Genomic DNA, 23,543 nt, shown 5'->3' on the forward strand with positions numbered 1-23,543 from the left:
GGATTGGTATAAGACCCCTTTTTACATACAATAAAGCCAGCAACAGGGCTCTCCCCTTATGCTGGCTTTTTTGTGCCTAACAGCTTAATTAGAGTCAGATATTAGATGTAGCTGTGTTTTATCCGACACCGTAATTAATTCACCGTAATTAATTGTAAATTGGCATCCACCATTAAGGTGTGTAATAAATAGGTGACTCAGGCCCTACTGGCAAGCCTAAAGCAAACACCCATACGTAAAATAAAATGACCCAACCGATAAAAAACACAATACTGTATGGCAACATGGTGGCCACTAACGTTCCTATACCCATGTCTTTTTTATATTTAACTGCCACCGCTAAAATTAAGCCAAAATAGCTCATCATTGGGGTGATTAAGTTAGTCACAGAGTCACCAATACGATACGCCGCTTGAATGGTTTCTGGTGCGTAACCAATAAGCATAAGCATAGGCACAAAAATAGGGGCCGTAATCGCCCACTGCGCCGATGACGATCCTAAACTCAAGTTAACCATTGCACACATTAATATAAACAATACAAATACTTCTGGGCCAGTAAGGTTTAACGCTTGTAATAGTGCTGCACCATTAATTGCCAAAATAGTGCCTAAATTAGTCCATTTAAAAAAGGCCACAAACTGGGCTGCAAAAAATACTAATACTATATATAAACCCATTGAGCTCATGCTTTTACTCATTGCGTTAATAACGTCTTTATCGTTTTTCATGCTGCCAACAACACGCCCGTAAACAAAGCCTGGCACACTAAAAGTTACAAATATAATTGCGACTATTCCTTTTAAAAAAGGCGAGCCTGCCACTTGGCCTGTTTCTGGGTGGCGTAAAATACCATCGGCAGGAATAATCGTCCAAGCAAATAACGACAGCACCACTAATAGAGCAACACCCGCCCATTTTAGACCGGTTTTTTCTAACGCGGTAAGTGTATCAATATTGTTTTGTGACAAGTCGATACTGGCTTCATCAGGGTTATATTTACCTAAACGCGGCTCTACTATTTTTTCGGTTACGAGTGTACCCAGTGCGGCAATAAGTAATACTGATATCATCATGAAATACCAGTTAGCCTCGGCGCCAACCTCGTACGTTGGGTCAATCATTTGTGCTGCAGGCGTAGTTATACCTGCTAATAATGGGTCTATTGTGCCAAGTAGTAAATTAGCGCTATAGCCGCCAGAAACACCGGCAAAGGCAGCCGCTAAGCCAGCTAAAGGGTGGCGCCCCAAACTATGAAATATCATGGCTGCAAGCGGAATTAAAACCACATAGCCAAGCTCAGAAGCTGTGTTAGACATTATGGCCGCAAACACCACCATAAAGGTAACTAAACGCTTTGACGCGCCCATAACCATGCCTCGCATAGCAGCAGAGAGTAGCCCTGAATGCTCTGCAACACTTACCCCAAGTAGTGCCACTAAAACAGTGCCTAAAGGCGCAAAACCGGTAAAGTTAGTAACCAAGCCAGCCATAATACGCTGTAGCCCCTCAGCACTGAGTAAACTAACAACTTCAATTACTCCATCAGGCGCACGCCCTGCTGCCCCAATCGGTCTTGGGTCAATTGCGCTTAGCCCAAACCAATCGGCAATACCACTTATTAGCACAATTGAAACCGCAAATATCGCAAATAAAGTAATGGGATGAGGAAGCATATTTCCTAAAAACTCAACGGTTGCTAAAAAGCGATTAAATAAGCCGTTATTGTCTTTAGGTTGATTATTAGGTGAGTGTGTGGAGTCTGTCATACTTGGCTCTATAAATTACAAAATTGCGCTAACCTAGCATTGTTTGCAAAAGAGATCATGTATAAAAGGTAAATGACGTGTAGGTTTTAAGTTTAAAAAGCGCTGCTTGAGTGTATTGGCTTTTGTGGATTGAAGTTTATTCAGTCTTGCCATATTACCTAGAGCAGCGAATATCTGGTATTTGTAAGCGCTTATCACCTATAAACAGGCAATAAGCACATTAGCCAGGCACGGCTTTGCCTAAACACCAAACATACGGCTGTAAATTTATTTTTAAACGATAAACAGATTTTAGCGCTTTTAATATTTTAAGCTTGCTCTATTGGTTCTAGCTGTAATTTAGCTGCAATAAGAACGGCTTGGGTACGGTTATAAACGCCAAGTTTTCTAAAAATTGCAGTAATGTGTGCTTTGACTGTTGCCTCAGAAATATGTAGTTCGTAGGCTATTTGTTTGTTTAGTAACCCTTCATGAAGGTATTGCAATACACGATATTGCTGCGGCGTTAACGATGCAACCTGCGCGGCAATTTCTCTGTCTTCTCCTTCTATTTCGGCTACTTTATTTTTTAACTCTTTTGGAAGCCACGTATCGCCTTCTAGTATTTGGTTTATAGCATTAGCAATATCATCTGAAGATGATGACTTAGGAATAAAGCCCATTGCGCCATAACCCATTACCTTAGACACTATGTTGATGTCTTCACTTCCTGAGACAACCGCTATGGGTAAGCTTGGGTAGTCTTCGCGAATGCGGATCAGGCCATATAAATCGCCATTACCTGGCATGTGTAAATCTAGCAGTAATATATCAAGATCTTCTTGTTCGCTAAGTACTTGCAGTGTGCTGTCAAAATCTGATGATTCAAATACCTCTAAATCATCAAACTTAGCACTTAATGCTCCTTTTAGTGCCTCGCGAAATAACGGATGATCATCCGCTATTAAAAACTGACTCATGGTTCGCTCCTAATAAATTCGGCTGCCAATAAGGTATAAAGTACTTACTGACAGCCGATATACTACGTTTAGAATCAACTTGTAATCAAGTTTTTAACGCGCATTTAACGATTTAATCGGTTTTCTATGAGCTCATCTACCACGGTTGGGTCTGCAAGTGTTGATGTATCCCCTAGCTGTTGGTGTTCATTTGCGGCTATTTTACGTAAAATTCGACGCATAATCTTACCTGAACGCGTTTTTGGTAGGCCTGGCGACCATTGAATCATATCAGGGGAAGCTATTGGGCTTAGCTCTTTACGTACCCAATTACGTACTTGAGTTGTCAGCTCATCACTTACAGTAACGCCTTCATTTGGCGTAATGTAAACATAAATACCTTGGCCTTTAATATCATGCGGATAACCTACTACGGCGGCCTCTGCTACAGCTTCGTGAGCTACTAGCGCACTTTCTATTTCAGCGGTGCCTAAACGATGCCCTGATACATTAAGCACGTCATCAACACGCCCTGTTATCCAGTAATAGCCATCTTCATCACGACGACAGCCGTCACCTGTAAAGTAAACACCGGGGTAAGCACTAAAATAGGTTTGTTCAAAACGTTCGTGGTCGCCATAAACAGTACGCGCTTGTGAAGGCCAACTATCTAATATCACTAAATTACCGTCAACGGCACCTTCTAGTGTATTACCCTCTGCATCAAATAGAGCCGGCGCAATACCAAAAAACGGATGCGTTGCTGAACCTGGCTTAGTTTGGGTGGCACCAGGCAGTGGGGTGATCATAATGCCGCCCGTTTCGGTTTGCCACCACGTATCTACGATTGGGCAGTTAGCATTACCAATATTTTCGTAATACCACGTCCATGCTTCAGGGTTGATGGGCTCACCCACCGAGCCTAAAATGCGTAAACTTTGACGATTTGATGACGCGGTTGGCTCATCGCCTTTAGCCATTAACGCTCGAATAGCGGTTGGTGCAGTGTATAAAATGGTTACGCCGTGCTTATCAATCACCTCCCCCATGCGCCCTGCGGTTGGGTAGGTCGGCACGCCTTCAAATACCACTTGCGTACAGCCATTAACCAGTGGGCCATAAGCAATATAGCTGTGGCCGGTGATCCAACCTACATCGGCGCTACACCAATATACGTCGTCCTCTTGTAAATCAAATACGTATTCGTGGGTCATTGATGAGTAAACTAAGTAACCCCCTGTAGTATGCACAACCCCTTTAGGTTGGCCAGTAGAGCCCGATGTATATAAAATAAAGAGTGGATCTTCTGCATTCATTGGCTCCGGTTCGCACTGCGCAGGTTGGTCAGCTACAAGCTCATGCCACCAAATATCGTGCTCGTTCCAATCAACTTCGCCACCGGTTAGCTGATGTACAATAACGTGTTCAATGCTTGTCACCGACTCTTGCGCTACGGCTTCATCAACATTCGCTTTTAAAGGAACACAATTGCCAGCTCGGCGACCTTCATCGGATGTGATCACCACTTTAGCGCCAGAGTCTTTAATTCGATCTGCAATGGCAGAGGGAGAAAAACCACCAAATACAACCGAGTGAATAGCACCAATACGTGCACAGGCCTGCATGGCGTAAATGGCTTGCGGCGTCATCGGCATATAAATAGCAACTCGGTCACCTTTTTGTACGCCCAGTTTTTTTAAACCATTAGCAAAGCGCGCCACTTCATCATGTAATTGTTGGTAGGTAATGTTTTCACTTTGGTTTGGGTTGTCTCCTTCCCAAATAAGCGCAACTTTATCGGCTTTGGTTTTTAAATGGCGGTCAATACAGTTATAAGAGGCATTTAAAACTCCATCTTCGTACCATTTTATATCGATATGGCCTTTATCAAATGAGGTGTTTTTTACTTTAGTATACGGAGTAAACCAATCTAAGCGCTGGCCATGTTCACGCCAAAACCCTTGTGGGTCATCAATCGACTGTTTGTAGAGTGTATTATATTTTTCGTTATCAACTAACGTCGTTTTTTCAATATGTGCAGGAACAGGATAGATACTTTGTGACATCTCAGTCTCCATTTTAATAACTTGCCATGATTAAAGGATTACTCAGCAGTACTTTATTAAGTATTAGACCTTAGTTGTACAACCCTTCTAATTAACGTTTTGTGGTTTATAATCTCGCCGCTCATGACTTTTTTACATAGAAATACAGTATGTTAAATATAAGTAAGTGGCCATTGAATTACTCTTAAACCTTCGTCTTATAGACCAATAGGTAATTGAGTAAATTTTGCACATATTTAAAAGTGGTTTTCGGACATTAAAATAATGATGCAGCCATGCAAGTTAAACACTTATTTAACGAAATCGTAGCGTGATGCAAGATAAATAAATTTTTATTCGTAAGTAATACCTGTAGCAAGTAATACATTTGAACGTTTAAAAAGCAACAAACAACAAGTAGCCTTTAAAGGACACCACAATGAAATTTACCCCATTAAAAACTCTTGCAGCGAGTGCTGTATTATGTGCTTTAACAAGCACGGCTTATGCGGCAACTGCAGCTAAAGTAGGTAACACCGAATTTACTTACGGCGGATACATTAAGCTAGATACAATGTGGAGTGATTACTCTGCAGGCGCTCCTGATGGCTCAAATGTAGGGCGTGATTTTTACGTACCAAGTACACTGCCAGTAGGCGATGACGATGATTCGGATGCCGTATTTGATATGCATGCACGTGAGTCACGTTTTAACTTTGGTACGTCAACGTTAATGGATAACGGTAAAACAGTTAAAACTAAAATAGAGTTAGACTTTTTAGCATCGGCACCTGGCGGTAACGAGCGTGTATCAAACTCATATGCACCACGTATTCGCCATGCATTTGTAACTTACGATGGCTGGTTATTTGGTCAAACATGGTCAAACTTTCAAAACGTGGGTGCACTGGCAGAAACACTTGATTTTGTAGGCCCTGCTGAAGGCACTGTTTTTGTTCGCCAAACGCAAATTAAGTACACGACCGGTGCTTGGTCGTTCTCACTAGAAAACCCAGAAAGCACAATTACCACTCAAGGTGGCGCACGTGTAGAAACAGATGATGCGTCACTTCCTGATTTTACTGCGCGCTACACACACAATGCCGATTGGGGTAACTTTGTAGTTGCAGCACTTGCTCGCCAACTTACTTATAAAGTAGGCGATGTTGACGCTGATGAAACCTCGTTTGGTATTAGCGCTTCGGGCCGTGTAAATTTTGGCGAAGATTACCTTAAATTTATGCTTACTCAAGGTAAAGGCCTTGGTCGTTACGTGGGCTTAAATGTTGCCCATGGTGCAGTGCTTAATGGCGATGAGCTTGATGCAATAGACTCAACATCTGGTTTTGTTGCTTATCAACATAAATGGGCAAGCCAGTGGCGCTCAACCTTCTTATATTCTTTCTTTAGTGCTGACAACAACACCGATCTATTAACAATATCAGGCGACCCTGTTGAATCAAGCCAAAGCTTTAGTGCAAACATTTTATACTCACCGGTTAAGCGTTTAACATTTGGTGCAGAGTTTAAACATGCCGAGCGCGAAACAGAAAGTGGTATTGACGGTGATTTAGAGCGCTTACAATTTTCTGTAAAATACAATTTTTAATTAAACATAGTGATCACAATAAAGCGGCTTAGGCCGCTTTTTTTAGCTATACAACTTGAACTCTGTTTAAAAGGTTTAATAATACTGTGATAGTAATGGTATTTAAGGGTGCTTTTTTGTCTGAGATTTTCAGTAAATTAAACACGGTTAGCGCTTAAATAAGCTTAAATAGCAGCATTTGGAAGAGCTCAGATAAAAGTTTGTACAGAAATAACACCCTCTTTGCGATTAAGGAATATTACCTTAGCGCTAAACTAAGCGGCTATTTAGTTGCTAAAATCCACTAAATTCCCACAATTTCGGATAACTATTAATTATTTTGCACAAACTACAAACATGTTATTGAAAATCACTCTCATTTAGATTATGTTATGCACTTCTTTTTTGAACCTATTGGAAAAACACATGTCGTCCCAACAAATTTTGCGTTTATCTAAGCTAAGCCTTATTACTTCACTTGTTTTATCTGGTCATGCACTTGCACAAGAAACTACAACAAATACAGATGACTCATTAGAAAAAATAGCAGTATATGGCCAGCATCATAAAAACTACATCACCGAAGATGCGCAATCTGCTACAAAATTAGGCCTAACAATCAAAGAAACCCCACAAAGTATTTCTGTTGTTTCTCGCGCTTTAATGGATGATTTTTCATTAGATGATATTAACTCAGTGCTAGAGAGCACCCCCGGTGTAACTGTAGAACAAATAGAAACTGACCGTACTTATTTTAAAGCCCGTGGTTTTGAAATAACAAACTTTCAGGTTGATGGTTTAGGCATCCCACAAAGCTCAGGCTCTATTCAGGGCACTTTAGATACGTCTATTTACGACCGTGTAGAAATTGTACGTGGTGCAAACGGCCTTATGACTGGCGCAGGTAACCCATCTGCAACCGTAAATATGGTATTAAAAAAACCAACTTACATAACTCAAGCGCATGCATCTGCATCGTATGGTTCATGGAACAACAAGCGTTTAGAAGTAGATGTTTCAACGCCAATTAACGACGACCACGCTGTACGCGCCGTATTTACCAAGCAAAAAGCGGAGTCATACCTAGATCGTTACGAAACAGATAAAACAATTGCTTATCTTGCTTACGAAGGCAAGCTAACCGACGACACGACATTAAGCATCAACTATGTTAACCAACAAAAAGATGCCGATAGCCCACTTTGGGGCGCACTCCCTCTTTATTACACCGATGGCACAGCAACAAACTACGACGCCTCTACAAGTACGGCATCTGATTGGTCTTACTGGGATAACAGCGCAGAGCAAGTATATGTAACACTTGAGCAAAACCTATCGGCTACGTGGGTTGCAACAGCGCGTTACGCACACATAGAAAACGAGCAAGACTCAGAACTATTTTACGTATATGGCACACCAGATAGCGAAACTGGCCTTGGTTTAACAGGTTACGCAAGCCGTTACGACTACGAAGATAAGCACGATTTATTTGATTTATACGCCAGCGGTAAATTTGATTTATTTGGCCAAGAACACGACCTGTCATTTGGTGTTAGCCAAGCAAAAATGGATTACAACGAGCAGTCGCTTTACGATTACACCACGGGCAACGGCTTCCCAGCCATGCCTTCGCTTGATACGTGGGATGGCGTAGTACCTGAAGCAACCCTTGCTGATGGCTTAAATGGCAGTGATATAGAAAACAAACAGCAATCAGCTTATATGTCTACTCGCATTAAATTAAGCGCTCCGCTAAGCGTATTAGCAGGTGTACGTTACACTGATTGGGAAACATCCGGCACTGCTTATGGTGTAGAACAAACACGTAACGACAGCGAAGTTATCCCGTATGTGGGGGCTGTGTATGACTTTAATGAATCGCTTTCAGCCTATGCAAGTTACACAGAGACCTTTGTGCCACAAAAAGAGCTTGATATTAATGCCGAGCAATTGGCGCCAATTACAGGTAAAAGTAGCGAAATTGGTTTAAAAGCACAGCTTTTAGACGATCAAGTATTTGTAACCTTTGCTTACTTTGATGCAAAACAAGAAAACCTAGCGGTTGCATTACCTGATTCATTACCAAGCGATACTCGTTATTATGGTGCTGATGGTATCACCAGCGACGGTTTTGAAATTGAATTAAGTGGTAAAGTAACCGAGGATTTAAGTGCAAGCATCAGCTTTAGTAATTTAAGTATTGATGGTGATGATTTAGTTGAAGATTACACGCCAGAGAATCAGCTAAAACTGGCTGCAACTTACCAAGTACCTTTTGTTGAAGGCTTAACTTTTGGTGCAAATTATCGTTGGCAAGACTCGGTTAGCCGCGTACAAGTTGAAGATGCAACCGGCGCTGCACTTGTAACCACGAACCAAGATGCTTACGGTATTCTTGATTTAATGGCTAACTACAAAATTACAGAAAACGTTGGGGTTACTTTTAACGTTAATAACACCACAGATGAAAAATACCTACACAGCCTATACTGGGCTCAAGGTTATTACGGTGCGCCACGTAACTACGCGCTATCTGTAAACTGGCAGCTATAAGTCGCTTTTTAAAGTACGGCTTTTAAATTTAAACGGCACTTTTTAGTGCCGTTTTTGCTTTAAGCCCCCTTAAGTTAAAGCGCTTATCCCCCTCCTTGCGCTATCTATCTTATGCAAAGTAATTGCAATAGCATGCTTTTATTACGCGCCTCAATTAAAACGCGAACTTGTTAGCCAGCCTCACTGTAAATATGGCTAAGTGCTATTTAAACTGCATCTATTAAAGCCTGTAAGGTTATAGTTTTAGCGTGCTTTAAACACAAAAAGGCGCTAACCATTGCTGATTAGCGCCTTTTAAAGCTCGGGTCAAATCAAGCTTAGAGAACGTTTACACTTAAAGGTCAGACTCAGCGCCTAATACGTCTTCGCCATCTTCTGGCTCAACCGTTGCTTTTAATAGCAACATATCACGTAACTTACCTTCAATTTCATCTGCAATTTCTACGTTTTCTTTCAAAAACTTAATAGAGTTTGATTTACCTTGGCCTACTTTATTGCCATTGTAGCTGTACCAAGCACCTGCTTTTTCAACAATTTTGTGCTTAACACCTAAATCAATTAACTCACCTTGTTTAGAAATACCTTCACCATACATAATGATGAACTCAGCTTGTTTAAACGGTGGTGCAACTTTGTTTTTAACTACTTTAACGCGGGTTTCGTTACCGACTACCTCATCGCCTTCCTTTACAGAACCAATTCGACGAATATCAATACGCACTGACGCGTAAAACTTAAGTGCATTACCACCGGTTGTTGTTTCAGGGTTACCAAACATTACACCAATTTTCATACGAATTTGGTTAATGAAAATACATAGCGTATTTGAGCGTTTAATATTACCTGTAAGCTTACGTAGTGCTTGCGACATTAAACGTGCTTGTAAGCCCATGTGCGAGTCGCCCATGTCGCCTTCAATTTCAGCTTTTGGTGTAAGCGCTGCAACAGAATCGACAATAACAACATCTACAGCACTTGAACGTACTAACATGTCACAAATTTCTAGTGCTTGCTCACCGGTATCTGGCTGAGAAACTAACAGCTCATCAATGTTAACACCTAACTTTTGTGCGTATACCGGATCAAGAGCATGCTCAGCATCAACAAAGGCACATGTTTTGCCTTCTTTTTGAGCCTGCGCGATAACTTGCAAAGTAAGCGTTGTTTTACCTGAAGACTCAGGGCCATACACTTCAACAATACGCCCCATAGGCAAACCGCCTATGCCTAAAGCAATATCAATCCCAAGTGAGCCTGTAGATACAGCATCAATATTTAGGGCTTTGTTATCGCCCAGTTTCATAATTGATCCTTTACCAAATTGACGCTCAATTTGTGATAGTGCAGCGTCCAGCGCTTTTTGTTTATTATCGTTCATTCTGTTCTCCAAATCCGGCTAATGCGAACAAGTATACTGTATGAAATCACAGTATCAAGTGAAATTTATAATTTTATCTTCTCGATCGTACTTTTCAATGCAAATTCAATAGCTTGCATTCTAACTTGCGCTCTATCGCCGTTAAATATTTGCTTAAACGTAAATTGTTCATTGGCAATTTGTATGCAAAACCACACAAAGCCAACTGGTTTATCGGACGTAGCGCCACCTGGCCCAGCAATGCCCGAAATTGCCACGGCAACATCAGCTTTGGCAACGCTTGCGGCACCAAAAGCCATCTCTTTTACTGTTTGCTCACTCACCGCACCAAATTGCTCTAGCGTAGTATTGGCCACATTAAGCAGTTCATGCTTAGCTTCATTACTATAAGTAACAAATGCGCGGCCCAAATAACCTGAGCTACCTGGCGTATCTGTAAGCGCATAACTCACTCCGCCACCAGTACATGATTCAGCGGTAGTGATCCATAAGCGTTTATCCGTTAAAATAACGCCCAATTGCGCAGCAAGTGTTTTAATCTCTTGATGTAATTCCATATTCAGCCTTTGGGTAAATACATGTCGTTTGATCTTTATGCACCGCACACTATAAAACAACAAACCCCTATGATGCAGCAGTATCTAAAAATAAAATCAGAGCATCGCGATATTTTATTGTTTTATCGTATGGGGGATTTTTATGAACTCTTTTTTGACGACGCTAAACGCGCGGCCCAACTACTCGATATTTCGCAAACGCATCGTGGTAAAGCCGGCGGCGATCCTATCCCTATGGCGGGTGTCCCTTATCATGCAGTAGAAAACTATTTAGCTCGTTTAGTGCAAATGGGCGAATCGGTTGCTATATGTGAGCAAGTTGGCGATCCTGCAACCAGTAAAGGGCCAGTAGAGCGCAAAGTCGTACGTATCGTTACACCGGGTACTATTTCAGATGAAGCGCTATTGCAAGAACGCCAAGATAACTTACTCACTAGCGTATGGCAAAATAAAAAAGGGCTATACGGTATTGCCTACCTTGATATAAATTCAGGGCGCTTCAACGTAGTTGAAGTTAACACCGACGAAGCATTTACTTCAACCTTACAGCGCTTAGCACCCGCTGAGCTTTTATACTGTGAAAGCTTTGAAAACACACATTTAATTGAGCATATAAAAGGGGCACGCCGACGCCCTGAGTGGGAGTTTGACCTAGACACCGCGCAACACTTACTGTGCGAGCAGTTTGGCACCAAAGATTTAGTTGGTTTTGGTGTAGATAAAGCGCATGCTGCTTTGGTCGCTGCGGGTTGTTTAATGCAATACGTAAAAGATACACAACGTATTGCGCTACCCCACATTCGCGCTATTACGCTTGAGCATAACGAGCACGCAGTTATATTAGATGCAGCAACGCGCAAAAATTTAGAACTAACCGTTAATTTATCGGGCGGCTTTGAAAACACCTTAGCGCAGGTACTTGATAAAACCGCCACGGCCATGGGGTCGCGTTTACTTAAACGCCGCATCCATACACCGGTGCGTAATAAAAATGAGCTTAACTCACGTTTAAATGCCATTAGCGCTATTTTAGATGTGCAATTATATGGCGAGTTACACGACTCATTAAAAGAAATTGGTGATATAGAGCGCGTAATAGCACGACTTGCTTTATGCACGGCACGCCCGCGCGATTTAACCCGACTGCGCAGTGCCCTACAAGCACTCGCACCACTGCACGCATTATTAAACGATGCTAATGATGAGCGTATCGCTAGCATTGTTCGCCATTCTCCAGAGCTGCCTGAACTACAAGCTTTACTTGAGCGTGCTGTTATTGATAACCCACCAGTACTAATTCGCGATGGGGGCGTTATTGCACCAGGCTACAACAGCGAACTCGATGAATGGCGAAACTTGAGTAAAGGCGCTACCGATATACTTGAGCAACTAGAGCTTAGAGAGCGCGAGCGCACCGGGATCAGCACATTAAAAATTGGCTATAACAAGGTGCATGGCTTTTTTATCGAGGTAAGTCGTGCAAATTCACACTTAGTACCTGCTGATTATATTCGCCGCCAAACGCTTAAAAATAATGAACGTTACATAATACCTGAACTAAAAGAGCACGAAGACAAAGTGCTTGGCAGCCAATCAAAAGCCCTTGCGCTTGAAAAACAATTATATGAAGAGCTATTTGAGTTTATAGCCCCGCATATTGAACAGCTTCAAATGATGGCTGGCGCATTAGCTGATTTAGATGTATTGAATAACTTAGCAGAGCGAGCACAAACGCTTAACTATGCTAAACCACAGCTATGCGATGATGACAATATAAGCATTAAACAAGGTCGCCACCCCGTGGTAGAGCAAGTAATGAAAGAACCTTTTATTGCCAACCCTGTGGAGCTAAATAGCCAGCGTAAAATGTTGATTATCACCGGTCCAAACATGGGTGGTAAATCAACCTACATGCGCCAAACAGCACTTATCGTATTGATGGCACATATTGGCTGTTATGTCCCTGCTGATAGTGCAAAAATTGGTAATATTGACCGTATATTTACTCGCATTGGTGCAAGCGACGATTTAGCCTCTGGTCGCTCTACTTTCATGGTAGAAATGACAGAAACCGCCACAATATTAAATAATGCAACTGCGCAATCTTTGGTATTAATGGATGAAATTGGCAGAGGTACCAGTACCTACGATGGCTTGTCACTTGCTTATGCAACGGCTGATCATCTGGCACAAAAAATATCTGCTAAAACATTATTTGCTACGCACTACTTTGAATTAACGGAACTTGCCGAGCAAAAAACTGGACTGGTGAATGTGCACTTAGATGCCATAGAGCACAACGACACCATTGCATTTATGCATACTGTGCTTGATGGTGCAGCAAGTAAAAGCTTTGGCTTACAGGTCGCAGCGCTTGCCGGCGTGCCAAAAGCCGTGATAGCCCAAGCAAAACAAAAGCTTAAACTGCTCGAAAACCACCAAAGTGTAACAGCGCCTAATGCTGAGCAGCAGGCGTTTTCATTTGCTAATGAGTTACCTGCGCCTGAGCCTTCAGAGGTTGAGGAGCAACTCAGTGCCATTGACCCTGATAACCTATCGCCGCGTCAAGCACACGAACTTCTTTATAAATTAAAGGCTCTGCTTTAAATATAGATAACTTGAGCGGTGGTTAAGAAGCTGATAACACAGTGAATAGTATTTCTTGGGGATCGTAAGACATAAAAAAAGCTGAAGGTTTTATCCTTCAGCTTTTAAACACATAGACAGTATAAAAGGGAGTTACGAGAACTGGTCAAACAAACTTTCTGTGCTTAACCCTTCTTGTTGTAAAATATCTTTTAAACGACGTAATGCTTCTACCTGAATTTGTCTTACGCGCTCTCGCGTTAAACCAATTTCACGGCCAACATCTTCAAGTGTTGATGGCTCATAGCCAAGTAAACCAAAGCGACGCGCTAATACTTCACGTTGTTTAGGGTTTAACTCACCTAACCAATCAACAATATGTTTGTTAATATCATTATTTTGAACTTCGCCCTCAGGGCCTGCGCTTTTTTCATCGGCAATAATGTCTAACAGTGCGCTGTCGTTCTCACCGCCAATTGGCATATCAACTGAGGCAATTTTTTCGTTTAAGCGTAACATTTTAGTTACGTCTTCTACGGGTCTACCTAAGCTTTCAGCAATTTCTTCAGCAGTTGGCTCATGGTCTAGCTTTTGTGTCAGCTCGCGTGCTGTACGCAAGTAAACATTTAATTCTTTAACTACATGTATTGGCAGGCGAATTGTGCGCGTTTGATTCATAATGGCGCGTTCAATTGTTTGGCGTATCCACCACGTTGCATAAGTCGAAAATCTAAAACCGCGCTCTGGGTCAAACTTTTCAACAGCGCGAATTAAACCTAGGTTACCTTCTTCAATTAAATCTAGAAGTGCTAATCCTCGGTTGTTATAACGGCGGGCAATTTTTACAACTAAACGTAGGTTACTTTCAATCATACGCTTGCGAGATGCTTCACATCCACGTAGCGATTTGCGGGCAAAAAAGACTTCTTCTTCAGCGCTAAGTAGGGGAGAAAAACCAATTTCTCCTAAATAAAGTTGGGTTGCATCAAGGTTTTTAGTTACTTCCTCTTTTGCAAATATCTCTTCTTCGTTATCAACCTCTTCAAGTAATGCTGCAGTTTCTTCTACTGCGGTGTCATCAAATTTTTCGTCGGTGGTGTTTTTGTCAAGTTTTGCTGCGTTAGCCATAAGCCTTCTCCCGAGCAATTATCAATACCTAAAAATTAGGGAAGGTATTTAGCAGGATTGACAGCTTGCCCACGGTAGCGAATTTCAAAACGAAGCGCAGTGACCGAAGATTCTGACTTGCCCATTTCTGCTATTTTTTGTCCTGCCTTAACTTTCTGCTTTTCTCTAACAAGTAGTTTCGAGTTATGTGCATAAGCACTTAGGTAATCATCATTATGTTTCAAAATGATTAAATTACCGTACCCTCGAAGCGCATTACCCGCATACACCACCGTTCCTTGTGCTGCGGCTAAAACTGAAGCCCCTGTACGGTTAGTAATCTGTAAACCCTTGTAACCGTTTTCCTTATTAGAAAAGCGTTTAGTCACTTTGCCCTTTGCAGGCCAAAACCACTTTACTTTACTGCTCGACGAAGGTTTAGCATTACTAACTATTTCATTGGCTTGTTTTTGAACATACTCTCGTTGTTTCGGCTGATCAAGATTTTTCTTTAATTTTTTGTTAGTTTTTTGTTTTATTTTAGTGGGTGTTATTTTTTGTTTAACGGGTGAATTGCTAGCAAGCGCATGGCCACTGGAGGCTACAAGCGAAATAACTTGCCCAGGATAAATAACATAAGGTGATGGAATTGAATTGTTTTTTGCAAGTATTTTAAAATTTTTGCCTGCACTAAAGGCAATGGAATATAATGTATCACCCTTTTGTACTGTGTATTTATTGCCATTAATGTTAATGCCTTTTTGAAAGTCATTAACATTAGTGTTGAGGCTGCTAACAGGAGCAGGAATATGGCGAGATGAACACCCCGGAAGCAAAACAGCAATAAATACAACTACATATAATACGTACTGACTATTCAAGGTGTTTTGCTCCGAAATTTAAAAAGTACTACTTTTGCTAGTTAGCGTAATAAAAAGTAAGCAACCGCTATTAATATAACTAAACCCCAGCCAAGTACTTCAACATATTGACGTAATTTTTGCTCCATTTTAACCCCGCCCCACTTCATTAAAGCAGAAACTAAAAAGAAACGCGCACCACGGCCAACGGCAGACGCTATTAAAAATGGTAAAAATGCCATTTGTAATACCCCTGCACCAATAGTAAATACCTTATAAGGGATAGGTGAAAAGCCCGCTAAAAATACCACCCACACGCCATACTCTTTAAACCATGTAAGCGCTGTTTCAAATTTTTCTTGCCAGTGCATCTGCTCAATAAAGGGCTGTACAACAGGCTCAAATAACCAGTAACCTAAAAAGTAACCTACAATCCCCCCAAGTACTGAAGCAACTGTTGCAAAGCTTGCAAAGCGCCACGCTTTACTTGGCTGAGCAAGCGACATAGGAGCAAGCATTACATCTGGTGGTACCGGAAAAAAAACAGACTCAGCAAAGCTCATGGCTGCTAAATAGCGCTCAGCAAAGCGGTGTTTTGCCCACACTAGGGCCATATCGTATAACTTAGTAAACAATTTCAACGTGAATTCCTATTCAATATCACCAGGGACGAGAGGGACAAACCGTACTGGTGCAATAACATGCTCTGTGAAGCTATCGCCTTGGCGAATAACCATGGTTAATTTTTGTTCTTGCTCACCAATGGGAGCAAGGAGTACACCGCCATCAGCTAGTTGTGCAAGTAAGTCTTGAGGTACTTTTGATGCGGCCGCGGTAACTATAATACCATTAAACGGGGCCTGCGATTGCCAACCTTGCCAGCCATCTGCGTGTTTCATGGTTACATTGTATAAATCAAGTTGATGTAAACGGCGTTTAGCCTGCCATTGCAGTGCTTTTATACGCTCGACCGAATACACCTTATTAAAACACTTGGCTAACACTGCGGTTTGATAACCAGAGCCTGTGCCAATTTCTAACACTTTGTCGCGTACGCCAGCCAAATGAAGCAGCTCGGTCATACGCGCCACAATATAAGGCTGCGAAATAGTTTGCCCTTGCCCTATCGGCAACGCCGTGTTTTCGTACGCCTTATGTTTTAGTACATCATCAATAAAGGCATGACGTGGTATATCAGCAATGGCTTTTAATACCTGTTTGTCTTCTACCCCTTCTTGCTCTAATAGCTTAGAAAGCGCAATAGCACTGCGCGAGTAATTAGCCAGCACGGTTTATCTCCATTTCAGCTAACCACTGCCCAACCGCTTCAATACTTTCTTTTGCTGTCATATCAACACTCAACGGTGTAACTGAAGCATAGCCATTATTAACAGCGTAAAAATCAGTACCCTCACCGGCATCGCTTTCAATACCAAGCGAGCCATACCAAAAAATATCACGCCCCCATGGGTCAGTTTGTTTGGTCATGGTTTCGGCTTTATGTCGGGCACCTAAACGCGTAACTTGCACCCCTTTTAGCTCACTTAGAGGAATATCGGGTACATTTACGTTGATAATTTGATCTTTAGGCAGTGGGTGCGATGCCAGCCCTTTAATTATATTAACGGTCACAGCTGCTGCGGTTTCAAAGTGCTCACCATGGTGTGAGCAAAGTGACACAGCAATAGCAGGCAAGCCTAAATGGCGCCCTTCGGTCGCCGCAGCCACAGTGCCTGAATACAATGTATCATCGCCCAAATTAGCGCCGTGGTTAATACCTGCTACGACTAAATCAGGCGTTTCATCAACTAACTGATTAACCCCTAAATGAACACAATCAGTAGGCGTGCCATTAACCGATATAAAGCCGTTTTCAAGCGTGGTAGAGCGCAGTGGGTTTATTAACGTTAACGAGTTACTGGCACCACTACAGTTACGATCAGGGGCTACAAGGGTTACATCGGCAATTTGCGTAAGAGCCTGGTATAAAACAGCAATCCCTTTAGCGTTTACACCGTCGTCGTTACTTAGCAGTATCTTCATTTTGACTATCCTTTTCTTTTCGCTCATTAGGGCTTGCATCGGTGTAATCCACCAGCTCACGTAAAAGTGCGGTAGCAAAACACCCTTTAGGCAATCCAAAGCTTAATTTTAAAGTCGTTTCGTCTAGTGTTTCTATGGTTAAATCTTGCGGAATGAGGCGCAGCATACGGCGCTCATTTTTAAGGCCTAATTCGCCTAAGCCCTCACACCATGCTTGGTATGGTTTTAGCCATATTTTTTCTTGATCAGTTAAGCCCTTTTCACTTTTACCAACCATAGGAGCCGACATCATAATATCGCCAGAGGCTAAACGCGCTATGTTTTCATCGCTTATTGCATCTTCAAAAAATGCGTTACTACCGCTTAGCATAAATACTTCACGGTGCATGGTTTTAGCTAACCCATGCTCTTTAACACGTAAGCTCACTATTTGATTAAATACATGTGAACGGGCAGCGGAGATAATAATACCGCGTAGTTTTTTATCGCGAATGCGCTCGCCGGCAAACATTTTTTCGGCCATAACTAAATTATGCCCGTCGCGGCCAAAGCGCTGCTCGCCAAAGTAGTTAGGCACACCCGCACGCACGGCATTAATGCGGCATAAAATATCAAGCGGCTGGGTTACATTACGAAGCGTAATAGTGAATCGGTTTCCTTTGTGGCAACCGGTGCGTAATTTACGTTCGTGACGCTGTTGCGAAACCACAAAAATGCTGTCGCTATTGAGTTCACTAAAATCAATGTGCTTTTTAATGGGTACTTTTACGCTAAACCATTGGCTACACACGCCGTGGCGGTCTTTCATACCGGCATAGCTTACTTCGCGCGGTGACACTCCAGCCTTTTGTGCAATTAACTTAGCCACGTATTGCGTGTTTTCACCTTTTTTAACGACCTGTAAGCATACATGCTCACCACTGCCGGTAAATTCTATGCCGAGGTCTTCATCAACCATAAAATCTTCAGCAACGGTTTTAAAGTCTGCTTTTGAAAGCGGTACACCGTATAGGTAATTTAAATCGCTCATGCGCTTGCTGTACTCTCAGGCGCTTTGCTCATAATAACCACCGCATGGCTAGAAATACCTTCTTTACGCCCTTCAAAGCCGAGCTTTTCGGTGGTGGTCGCTTTAACATTTATTTGTGAAAGCTCGCAATTTAAATCGCTGGCTAAATTAGAGCGCATAGCTTGGATGTGTGGCAACATTTTAGGAGCCTGCGCCACAATAGTGACATCGCCATTGCCCAGTACATAACCTTGCTCTTTGGCAAGGCCTACAACATGGCGAAGTAAAATACGGCTATCTATATTTTCATACTCGCTCGCCGTATCCGGAAAATGCTTACCAATATCGCCCATTGCCAACGCGCCTAAAATAGCATCGCATAATGCATGAATAGCAACATCGCCATCTGAGTGTGCTAAAAAGCCCTGCGGGTAATCTATTTTTTCGCCGCAAATTGTTATTGGGCCTTCGCCACCAAATTTGTGTACGTCAAAACCATGGCCAATTCGAATCATAATGCTTGCTCGTTTTGTTGTTTGTTTAATAAAAACCTCGCTAGGTCTAAATCCTCCGGCGTGGTTATTTTAATATTGTCGCTGCGCCCTGCAATTAGCTTAACGGGTTTATTTGCCCACTCAATGGCACTGGCTTCATCGGTAATAGTTACGCCTTCACAAAGCGCACGTTGCAACGCACTTTTAAGCTCGTCATATTTAAAAAGTTGCGGCGTAAGCGCTTGCCATAAATCATCACGAGGCACGGTTTGCTCGCTATGCGTGTTACCACGCTTTATGGTGTCTTTTACTTTGCTTGCTAAAATACCGCCTTCGTCGTCGGCTATACAATGCGCTATTAAGGTTTCAATATCGTTAATAGTGACTAAGGGGCGGGCTGCGTCGTGCACCAGCACCCATTCAGGAGGGTTATTTTCTAAAAACAATAAGCTATTAAGCACTGAGTCTGCTCTCTCTTGCCCGCCGTTCGCGCGTAAAATTCGCGAGTCTATGTGCGCAAGCGAGTCAAAAAAAGGGTCGGTTTGACTAACGGCTACAACTATTTGGCTTAAGCTTTTTAATTGCGAAAGCTTACAGAGCGTGTGCTCTAAAATAGTTTTTCCTGCCAATTTAATATACTGCTTAGGTGCACTGTGCTGCATTCTGCTGCCTACGCCGGCAGCGGGTACAATGGCAGCTATTGAATTATTATTTTTCATGTTGTTTGCCCGGTAAAACACGTATAAATGTTTCATCCGGTTTAATCATTCCTAATTCGTTACGAGCGCGCTCTTCTATGCCTTCTTGACCAAGCTTTAAATCTTCTATGTCGGCGGTAAGTACTTTATTGCGCTTAATTAGTTTTTCATTAGTTTGTTGATGAGAAGCCACGGCTGCTTTTAAACGTGTATAGTCTTGCACACCGTTATGACCGAACCAAAGTCGGTATTGTATAAACAGTGCTAAGCACAACAGGCCAAGCTGAAAAAACCGCATTTAACACTCCCTATTCGTTTTTAAATAAAATTAGGCTCGTGGGCGTTTTATATTACGCCAATTAATATTACCCGCTAATAGCATTTCTCTAAGTGAAAGCAACCTAGGTGCGCAGCGTTTTGAAAATTGCCACTGATGCCCGCAACACGCCGCTGTTAAACTCATTTTACTGGGTTTTACCAACTGCGCATTTGCTTGTTCTAGGCCCTTGCCAAAAAAATCAAACCAGCCTAGTTCATTACAGTGCAGTTTATTGTCGCTTACTTGATCTATGCTGTCTATTCTTAGCCTCACTTGGTCATGGCTATTTATTAACACCGGCACTATTAGCCCCACTTGGGCATATTTTTTATAAAAAAGTTCATTTGCCTGAGCGTTAACCTCTGGCGGTGTTGGCTTTTGTTTTTCAAGCCAAGAGCCATTTTGTGAGTCGAGCGTAAACGGCGAACTCCCATTGGCAACCAAAGTTGCCGCCCGTTCTATATAATACGGTAAGCTTTTTAATTGGCGGCGTAGTTTATCAGCATTAGCCTCAGCAACTAAGCGCTGTACCTCTCGCTGATAAAACGCATTGCACAATTGTGCATACAGCACTTTTTGCGCATCACTTTGCCATATTTCTTGCTGCTGAGCTGCAAGTGGCTGACTCTTCGCTACCAATAGTTATACTCAAAAAACAATTAGGTAGCTGTTTTATAGCACAATAGCGGCTATTTTTTAAGCGCACTAGGCAATTTAAGCGCTTGGCTTTTCACCTAATTTAGCAATGCCGCTTTCTAAAAATTGCACCACGGTATTACGCTTTTTACCAATTAATAAACTGCCATCAGCTAAAAACATAAAGTTTTGCCAATTACGTTTAAATACATCAAAGGTGGTTTCTATAACGTTATCGCGTGCCATACAAAAATAAACAGTGGTATTAGCCTGCCAATCTAAATGATCCAAAATGGCTTGTGGTAAGCTTTCGTCGCCATTTTCCCACGCATCTTCCCAATTTACTTCATCGCTAAAGCTTTCTTCTTTACCGCACCAATCAGTTTTATCAAAAAAATCGGGGTGGTCGAACTCGCGGCTCACCATAGTGCTCCAAAGCACCGCAGCACGTTCGCTGGTCATTGGCTTAATACGCGCAGCGTCTTCTTCAGATACAGGAAGGTCTTTATGACGAAAAACCCAGGCTTTTTTGTGATCATCGAGCGAAATATAATTCATAGTGTTGGTGTATTCTTTGGCATAATAAAAAGCAAACGCAATTATACAAGAGATCAAAACATGACTACAGCAATAAAACCGCTTTCCCTCAAACCAGGCATATATCAACACTACAAAGGTCCACAATACAAAGTATTTTACGTAGCAACACACAGCGAAACCGACGAACAACTTGTTATATACCAAGCCCTGTATGGCGAGTACGGCATGTGGGCACGTCCACTAAGTATGTTTTTAGAAACCGTTGAAAAAGATGGACACACTATTCCACGCTTTGCCTACCTTGGAGCTGCAGATTAACTATGGCATTATAATCACATACAACACTGATCAGACCAGGCAAGGGGAACCCGTGCAATTTAATTCTACCGACAACTACATCGCTAGCAGCTCGCTTAAACAGGCTGTAAATGCCGCTATTATGCTTGAAAAGCCCTTATTAATTAAAGGTGAGCCAGGTACAGGTAAAACCATGCTGGCTGAAGAGCTTGCTAAAAGCTTAGATACCGAGCTTATTCAGTGGCACATTAAATCAACCACTAAAGCACAACAGGGTTTGTACGAATACGACGCGGTATCGCGCCTACGCGACAGCCAATTAGGCGATGAGCGCGTACATAACATTGGCAACTACATTGTTAAAGGTAAGCTGTGGCAAGCGTTTAACTACGCTGAACTTAACGGCAAACGCCCAGTGCTTTTAATCGACGAAATAGACAAAGCCGACATCGAGTTCCCGAACGACCTACTGCTCGAACTTGATAAAATGGAGTTTCATGTTTACGAAACTAACGAGCGCATTGTAGCGAAAGAACGCCCTATTGTGATCATCACGTCAAACAACGAAAAAGAACTACCAGATGCCTTTTTACGCCGCTGCTTTTTTCACTATATTGATTTTCCAAGCAGCGAAGAAATGCAGCAAATCGTTGATGTGCACTACCCTAACGTTAAACAAGATTTAGTTCGCCAAGGACTCGAAGTATTTTTTAACTTACGTGAAGCCAACGGTCTTAAAAAGAAACCTTCCACCAGCGAACTGCTGGATTGGTTAAAGCTTTTAATGGCCGAAGATATAGACGCTAAAACACTGCACGATAAAGCCCAAAAAGGCGGCTTAATGCCGATGTTTGGCGCACTGCTTAAAAATGAGCAAGATATAAGCCTCATCGAAAAACTTGCGTTTATGAGTCGTCGCTAACATGCTAGTACAGTTTTTTTTCACGCTGCGCAAATACCGCTTACCGGTAAGCCTGCGCGAGCTACTCGATTTAATAAACGCCTTAAAAAAAGGCGTTATATTTGCCGATGTAGATGGCTTTTACCATTTAGCGCGCACCATAATGGTAAAAGACGAAACCCATTTTGACAGGTTCGACAAAGCCTTCAGCGACTATTTTAGCGGTATTGCCGACCTTGATTTGCTTGAAAGTTTAAAGCAACAGCACAGCTTACCTAAAGACTGGTTGCGCAAAGAGTTTGAAAAACACCTAAGCGATGAAGAAAAAGCCCAGCTAAAAGCCATGGGTGGGCTCGACGAGCTAATGAAAACCCTAAAAGAGCGTTTAGAAGAGCAACAAAAACGCCACGCAGGCGGCAATAAATGGGTGGGCACTGGTGGTACATCACCTTTTGGTGCATACGGCTATAATCCAGAAGGCGTGCGTATAGGGCAAGAGGGTAACCGTAATCGCCAAGCGGTAAAAGTGTGGGATAAGCGCGAATACCGCAATTTAGACTCTGATCGCGAAATTGGCTCTCGTACTATTAAACTCGCCCTTAAAAAATTACGTAAATTTGCCCGCACAGGCGCAAGTGACACCCTTGATTTAAACGAGACCATTCGCGCTACCGCCAAACAAGGCGGCATGCTGGATGTAAAAATGGCACCCGAGCGCCACAATGCGGTAAAAGTATTAATGCTGTTTGATATTGGCGGCTCAATGGATGACTACATTCATACCTGCGAAGAGTTATTTAGCGCAGCCCACAGCGAGTTTAAACATTTAGAGTTTTACTACTTTCATAACTGTTTATACGAGCACGTGTGGCAAGATAACGCGCGCCGCCATTCAAACATCATCGACACCATGACGCTGATTAATAAATTTACCAGCGACTACAAAGTAATATTTGTCGGTGACGCTACTATGGGCCCATACGAAATAGCGTACCCCGGCGGCTCAGTAGAGCACTACAATGAAGAGCCCGGCAGTGCATGGTTGCAACGTATAACAAACCACTTTGATAAAGTCGCCTGGCTCAACCCACAACCGGTTGAACACTGGCCGTACTATCAATCAATTGATTTTATAAAGCAGCTGATGGATAACAGAATGTACCCGCTGAGTTTAGATGGAATAAGTAACGCGATAAAAGAGCTGAGTTAAAAAAATAAGCCTCCAA

Annotated in this window: 22 protein-coding genes; 6 read left to right on the forward strand and 16 right to left on the reverse strand. The window is 42.4% G+C overall.

Going from position 1 to position 23,543, the window contains the following annotated elements; all coding sequences use genetic code 11:
* Nucleotides 1-172 precede the first annotated feature (172 nt).
* From PAT01_RS13320 to acs, 3 genes are all read right to left on the reverse strand, one after another.
* Complete coding sequence (locus PAT01_RS13320) at nucleotides 173-1,768, reverse strand: AbgT family transporter (RefSeq protein WP_138579014.1); 1,596 nt, start codon at nucleotides 1,766-1,768, stop codon at nucleotides 173-175.
* A gap of 308 nt (nucleotides 1,769-2,076) precedes the next feature.
* Complete coding sequence (locus PAT01_RS13325) at nucleotides 2,077-2,727, reverse strand: response regulator transcription factor (RefSeq protein WP_004586197.1); 651 nt, start codon at nucleotides 2,725-2,727, stop codon at nucleotides 2,077-2,079.
* 104 nt (nucleotides 2,728-2,831) lie between these two features.
* A complete protein-coding gene (acs, locus tag PAT01_RS13330; protein ID WP_024033109.1) occupies nucleotides 2,832-4,772 on the reverse strand; it encodes an acetate--CoA ligase in 1,941 nt (646 codons plus the stop codon).
* A 418-nt stretch (nucleotides 4,773-5,190) separates the two neighbouring features.
* Here acs and PAT01_RS13335 point away from each other — a divergent pair, with 418 nt between their 5' ends.
* A complete protein-coding gene (locus PAT01_RS13335) occupies nucleotides 5,191-6,360 on the forward strand; it encodes a DcaP family trimeric outer membrane transporter (protein ID WP_138579012.1) in 1,170 nt (389 codons plus the stop codon).
* 405 nt (nucleotides 6,361-6,765) lie between these two features.
* Nucleotides 6,766-8,892 carry a TonB-dependent siderophore receptor gene (locus PAT01_RS13340; protein ID WP_138579010.1) on the forward strand — a complete coding sequence of 709 codons (2,127 nt, stop codon included), beginning with the start codon at nucleotides 6,766-6,768 and terminating at the stop codon, nucleotides 8,890-8,892.
* Nucleotides 8,893-9,226: 334 nt separating this feature from the next.
* Here the strand turns inward: PAT01_RS13340 and recA are convergent, their stop codons facing one another.
* Together recA and PAT01_RS13350 are read right to left on the reverse strand one after the other, a co-directional pair.
* Nucleotides 9,227-10,270: a recombinase RecA gene (recA, locus tag PAT01_RS13345; RefSeq protein WP_004586193.1), complete on the reverse strand. Its 1,044-nt coding sequence runs from the start codon at nucleotides 10,268-10,270 to the stop codon at nucleotides 9,227-9,229.
* 65 nt (nucleotides 10,271-10,335) lie between these two features.
* Entirely contained in the window at nucleotides 10,336-10,827 is a 492-nt protein-coding gene (locus PAT01_RS13350; protein WP_004586192.1) for a CinA family protein, read from the reverse strand.
* Nucleotides 10,828-10,848: 21 nt separating this feature from the next.
* Here PAT01_RS13350 and mutS point away from each other — a divergent pair, with 21 nt between their 5' ends.
* Entirely contained in the window at nucleotides 10,849-13,434 is a 2,586-nt protein-coding gene (gene mutS, locus PAT01_RS13355; protein WP_096041263.1) for a DNA mismatch repair protein MutS, read from the forward strand.
* Nucleotides 13,435-13,566: 132 nt separating this feature from the next.
* Here mutS and rpoS read toward each other — a convergent pair whose 3' ends face one another.
* The 11 genes from rpoS to PAT01_RS13410 form a co-directional block, all read right to left on the reverse strand.
* The gene (gene rpoS, locus PAT01_RS13360; RefSeq protein WP_024033114.1) at nucleotides 13,567-14,541 is read right to left on the reverse strand and encodes an RNA polymerase sigma factor RpoS; all 975 of its coding nucleotides are present in this window, start codon (nucleotides 14,539-14,541) and stop codon (nucleotides 13,567-13,569) included.
* A 35-nt stretch (nucleotides 14,542-14,576) separates the two neighbouring features.
* Complete coding sequence (locus tag PAT01_RS13365) at nucleotides 14,577-15,401, reverse strand: peptidoglycan DD-metalloendopeptidase family protein (protein ID WP_138579008.1); 825 nt, start codon at nucleotides 15,399-15,401, stop codon at nucleotides 14,577-14,579.
* Nucleotides 15,402-15,442: 41 nt separating this feature from the next.
* Entirely contained in the window at nucleotides 15,443-16,021 is a 579-nt protein-coding gene (locus PAT01_RS13370) for a YqaA family protein (protein WP_004586188.1), read from the reverse strand.
* Nucleotides 16,022-16,030: 9 nt separating this feature from the next.
* Nucleotides 16,031-16,669 (reverse strand): protein-L-isoaspartate(D-aspartate) O-methyltransferase, encoded by a 639-nt coding sequence (locus PAT01_RS13375; protein ID WP_004586187.1) that lies wholly within the window; start codon nucleotides 16,667-16,669, stop codon nucleotides 16,031-16,033.
* Entirely contained in the window at nucleotides 16,659-17,423 is a 765-nt protein-coding gene (surE, locus tag PAT01_RS13380; protein WP_004586186.1) for a 5'/3'-nucleotidase SurE, read from the reverse strand. The genes PAT01_RS13375 and surE overlap by 11 nt, the downstream gene beginning before the upstream one ends.
* Entirely contained in the window at nucleotides 17,404-18,453 is a 1,050-nt protein-coding gene (gene truD, locus PAT01_RS13385; protein ID WP_029774262.1) for a tRNA pseudouridine(13) synthase TruD, read from the reverse strand. The genes surE and truD overlap by 20 nt, the downstream gene beginning before the upstream one ends.
* Complete coding sequence (gene ispF / locus PAT01_RS13390) at nucleotides 18,450-18,947, reverse strand: 2-C-methyl-D-erythritol 2,4-cyclodiphosphate synthase (RefSeq protein ID WP_004586184.1); 498 nt, start codon at nucleotides 18,945-18,947, stop codon at nucleotides 18,450-18,452. The genes truD and ispF overlap by 4 nt, the downstream gene beginning before the upstream one ends.
* Entirely contained in the window at nucleotides 18,944-19,645 is a 702-nt protein-coding gene (gene ispD / locus PAT01_RS13395) for a 2-C-methyl-D-erythritol 4-phosphate cytidylyltransferase (protein ID WP_138579006.1), read from the reverse strand. Before ispD ends, ispF begins: the two co-directional genes overlap by 4 nt.
* The gene (gene ftsB, locus PAT01_RS13400; RefSeq protein WP_004586182.1) at nucleotides 19,635-19,922 is read right to left on the reverse strand and encodes a cell division protein FtsB; all 288 of its coding nucleotides are present in this window, start codon (nucleotides 19,920-19,922) and stop codon (nucleotides 19,635-19,637) included. Before ftsB ends, ispD begins: the two co-directional genes overlap by 11 nt.
* A gap of 30 nt (nucleotides 19,923-19,952) precedes the next feature.
* Nucleotides 19,953-20,582: a hypothetical protein gene (locus tag PAT01_RS13405; protein WP_138579004.1), complete on the reverse strand. Its 630-nt coding sequence runs from the start codon at nucleotides 20,580-20,582 to the stop codon at nucleotides 19,953-19,955.
* A 75-nt stretch (nucleotides 20,583-20,657) separates the two neighbouring features.
* Nucleotides 20,658-21,137: a DUF2947 domain-containing protein gene (locus PAT01_RS13410; RefSeq protein WP_024033120.1), complete on the reverse strand. Its 480-nt coding sequence runs from the start codon at nucleotides 21,135-21,137 to the stop codon at nucleotides 20,658-20,660.
* Between the two features lie 60 nt (nucleotides 21,138-21,197).
* Between PAT01_RS13410 and PAT01_RS13415 the strand changes: the two genes are divergently transcribed.
* Genes PAT01_RS13415 through PAT01_RS13425 form a run of 3 tightly spaced genes read left to right on the forward strand, consistent with a single transcriptional unit; the run spans nucleotide 21,198 to nucleotide 23,527 of the window.
* Complete coding sequence (locus PAT01_RS13415; RefSeq protein ID WP_029774266.1) at nucleotides 21,198-21,437, forward strand: DUF1653 domain-containing protein; 240 nt, start codon at nucleotides 21,198-21,200, stop codon at nucleotides 21,435-21,437.
* A 52-nt stretch (nucleotides 21,438-21,489) separates the two neighbouring features.
* Complete coding sequence (locus PAT01_RS13420) at nucleotides 21,490-22,338, forward strand: AAA family ATPase (protein WP_154945611.1); 849 nt, start codon at nucleotides 21,490-21,492, stop codon at nucleotides 22,336-22,338.
* A 1-nt stretch (nucleotide 22,339) separates the two neighbouring features.
* Nucleotides 22,340-23,527 carry a vWA domain-containing protein gene (locus PAT01_RS13425; protein WP_154945612.1) on the forward strand — a complete coding sequence of 396 codons (1,188 nt, stop codon included), beginning with the start codon at nucleotides 22,340-22,342 and terminating at the stop codon, nucleotides 23,525-23,527.
* Nucleotides 23,528-23,543 lie beyond the last annotated feature (16 nt).

Origin of the sequence: Pseudoalteromonas atlantica (assembly GCA_007988745.1) — a bacterium.
GTDB classification, from domain to species: domain Bacteria; phylum Pseudomonadota; class Gammaproteobacteria; order Enterobacterales; family Alteromonadaceae; genus Pseudoalteromonas; species Pseudoalteromonas atlantica.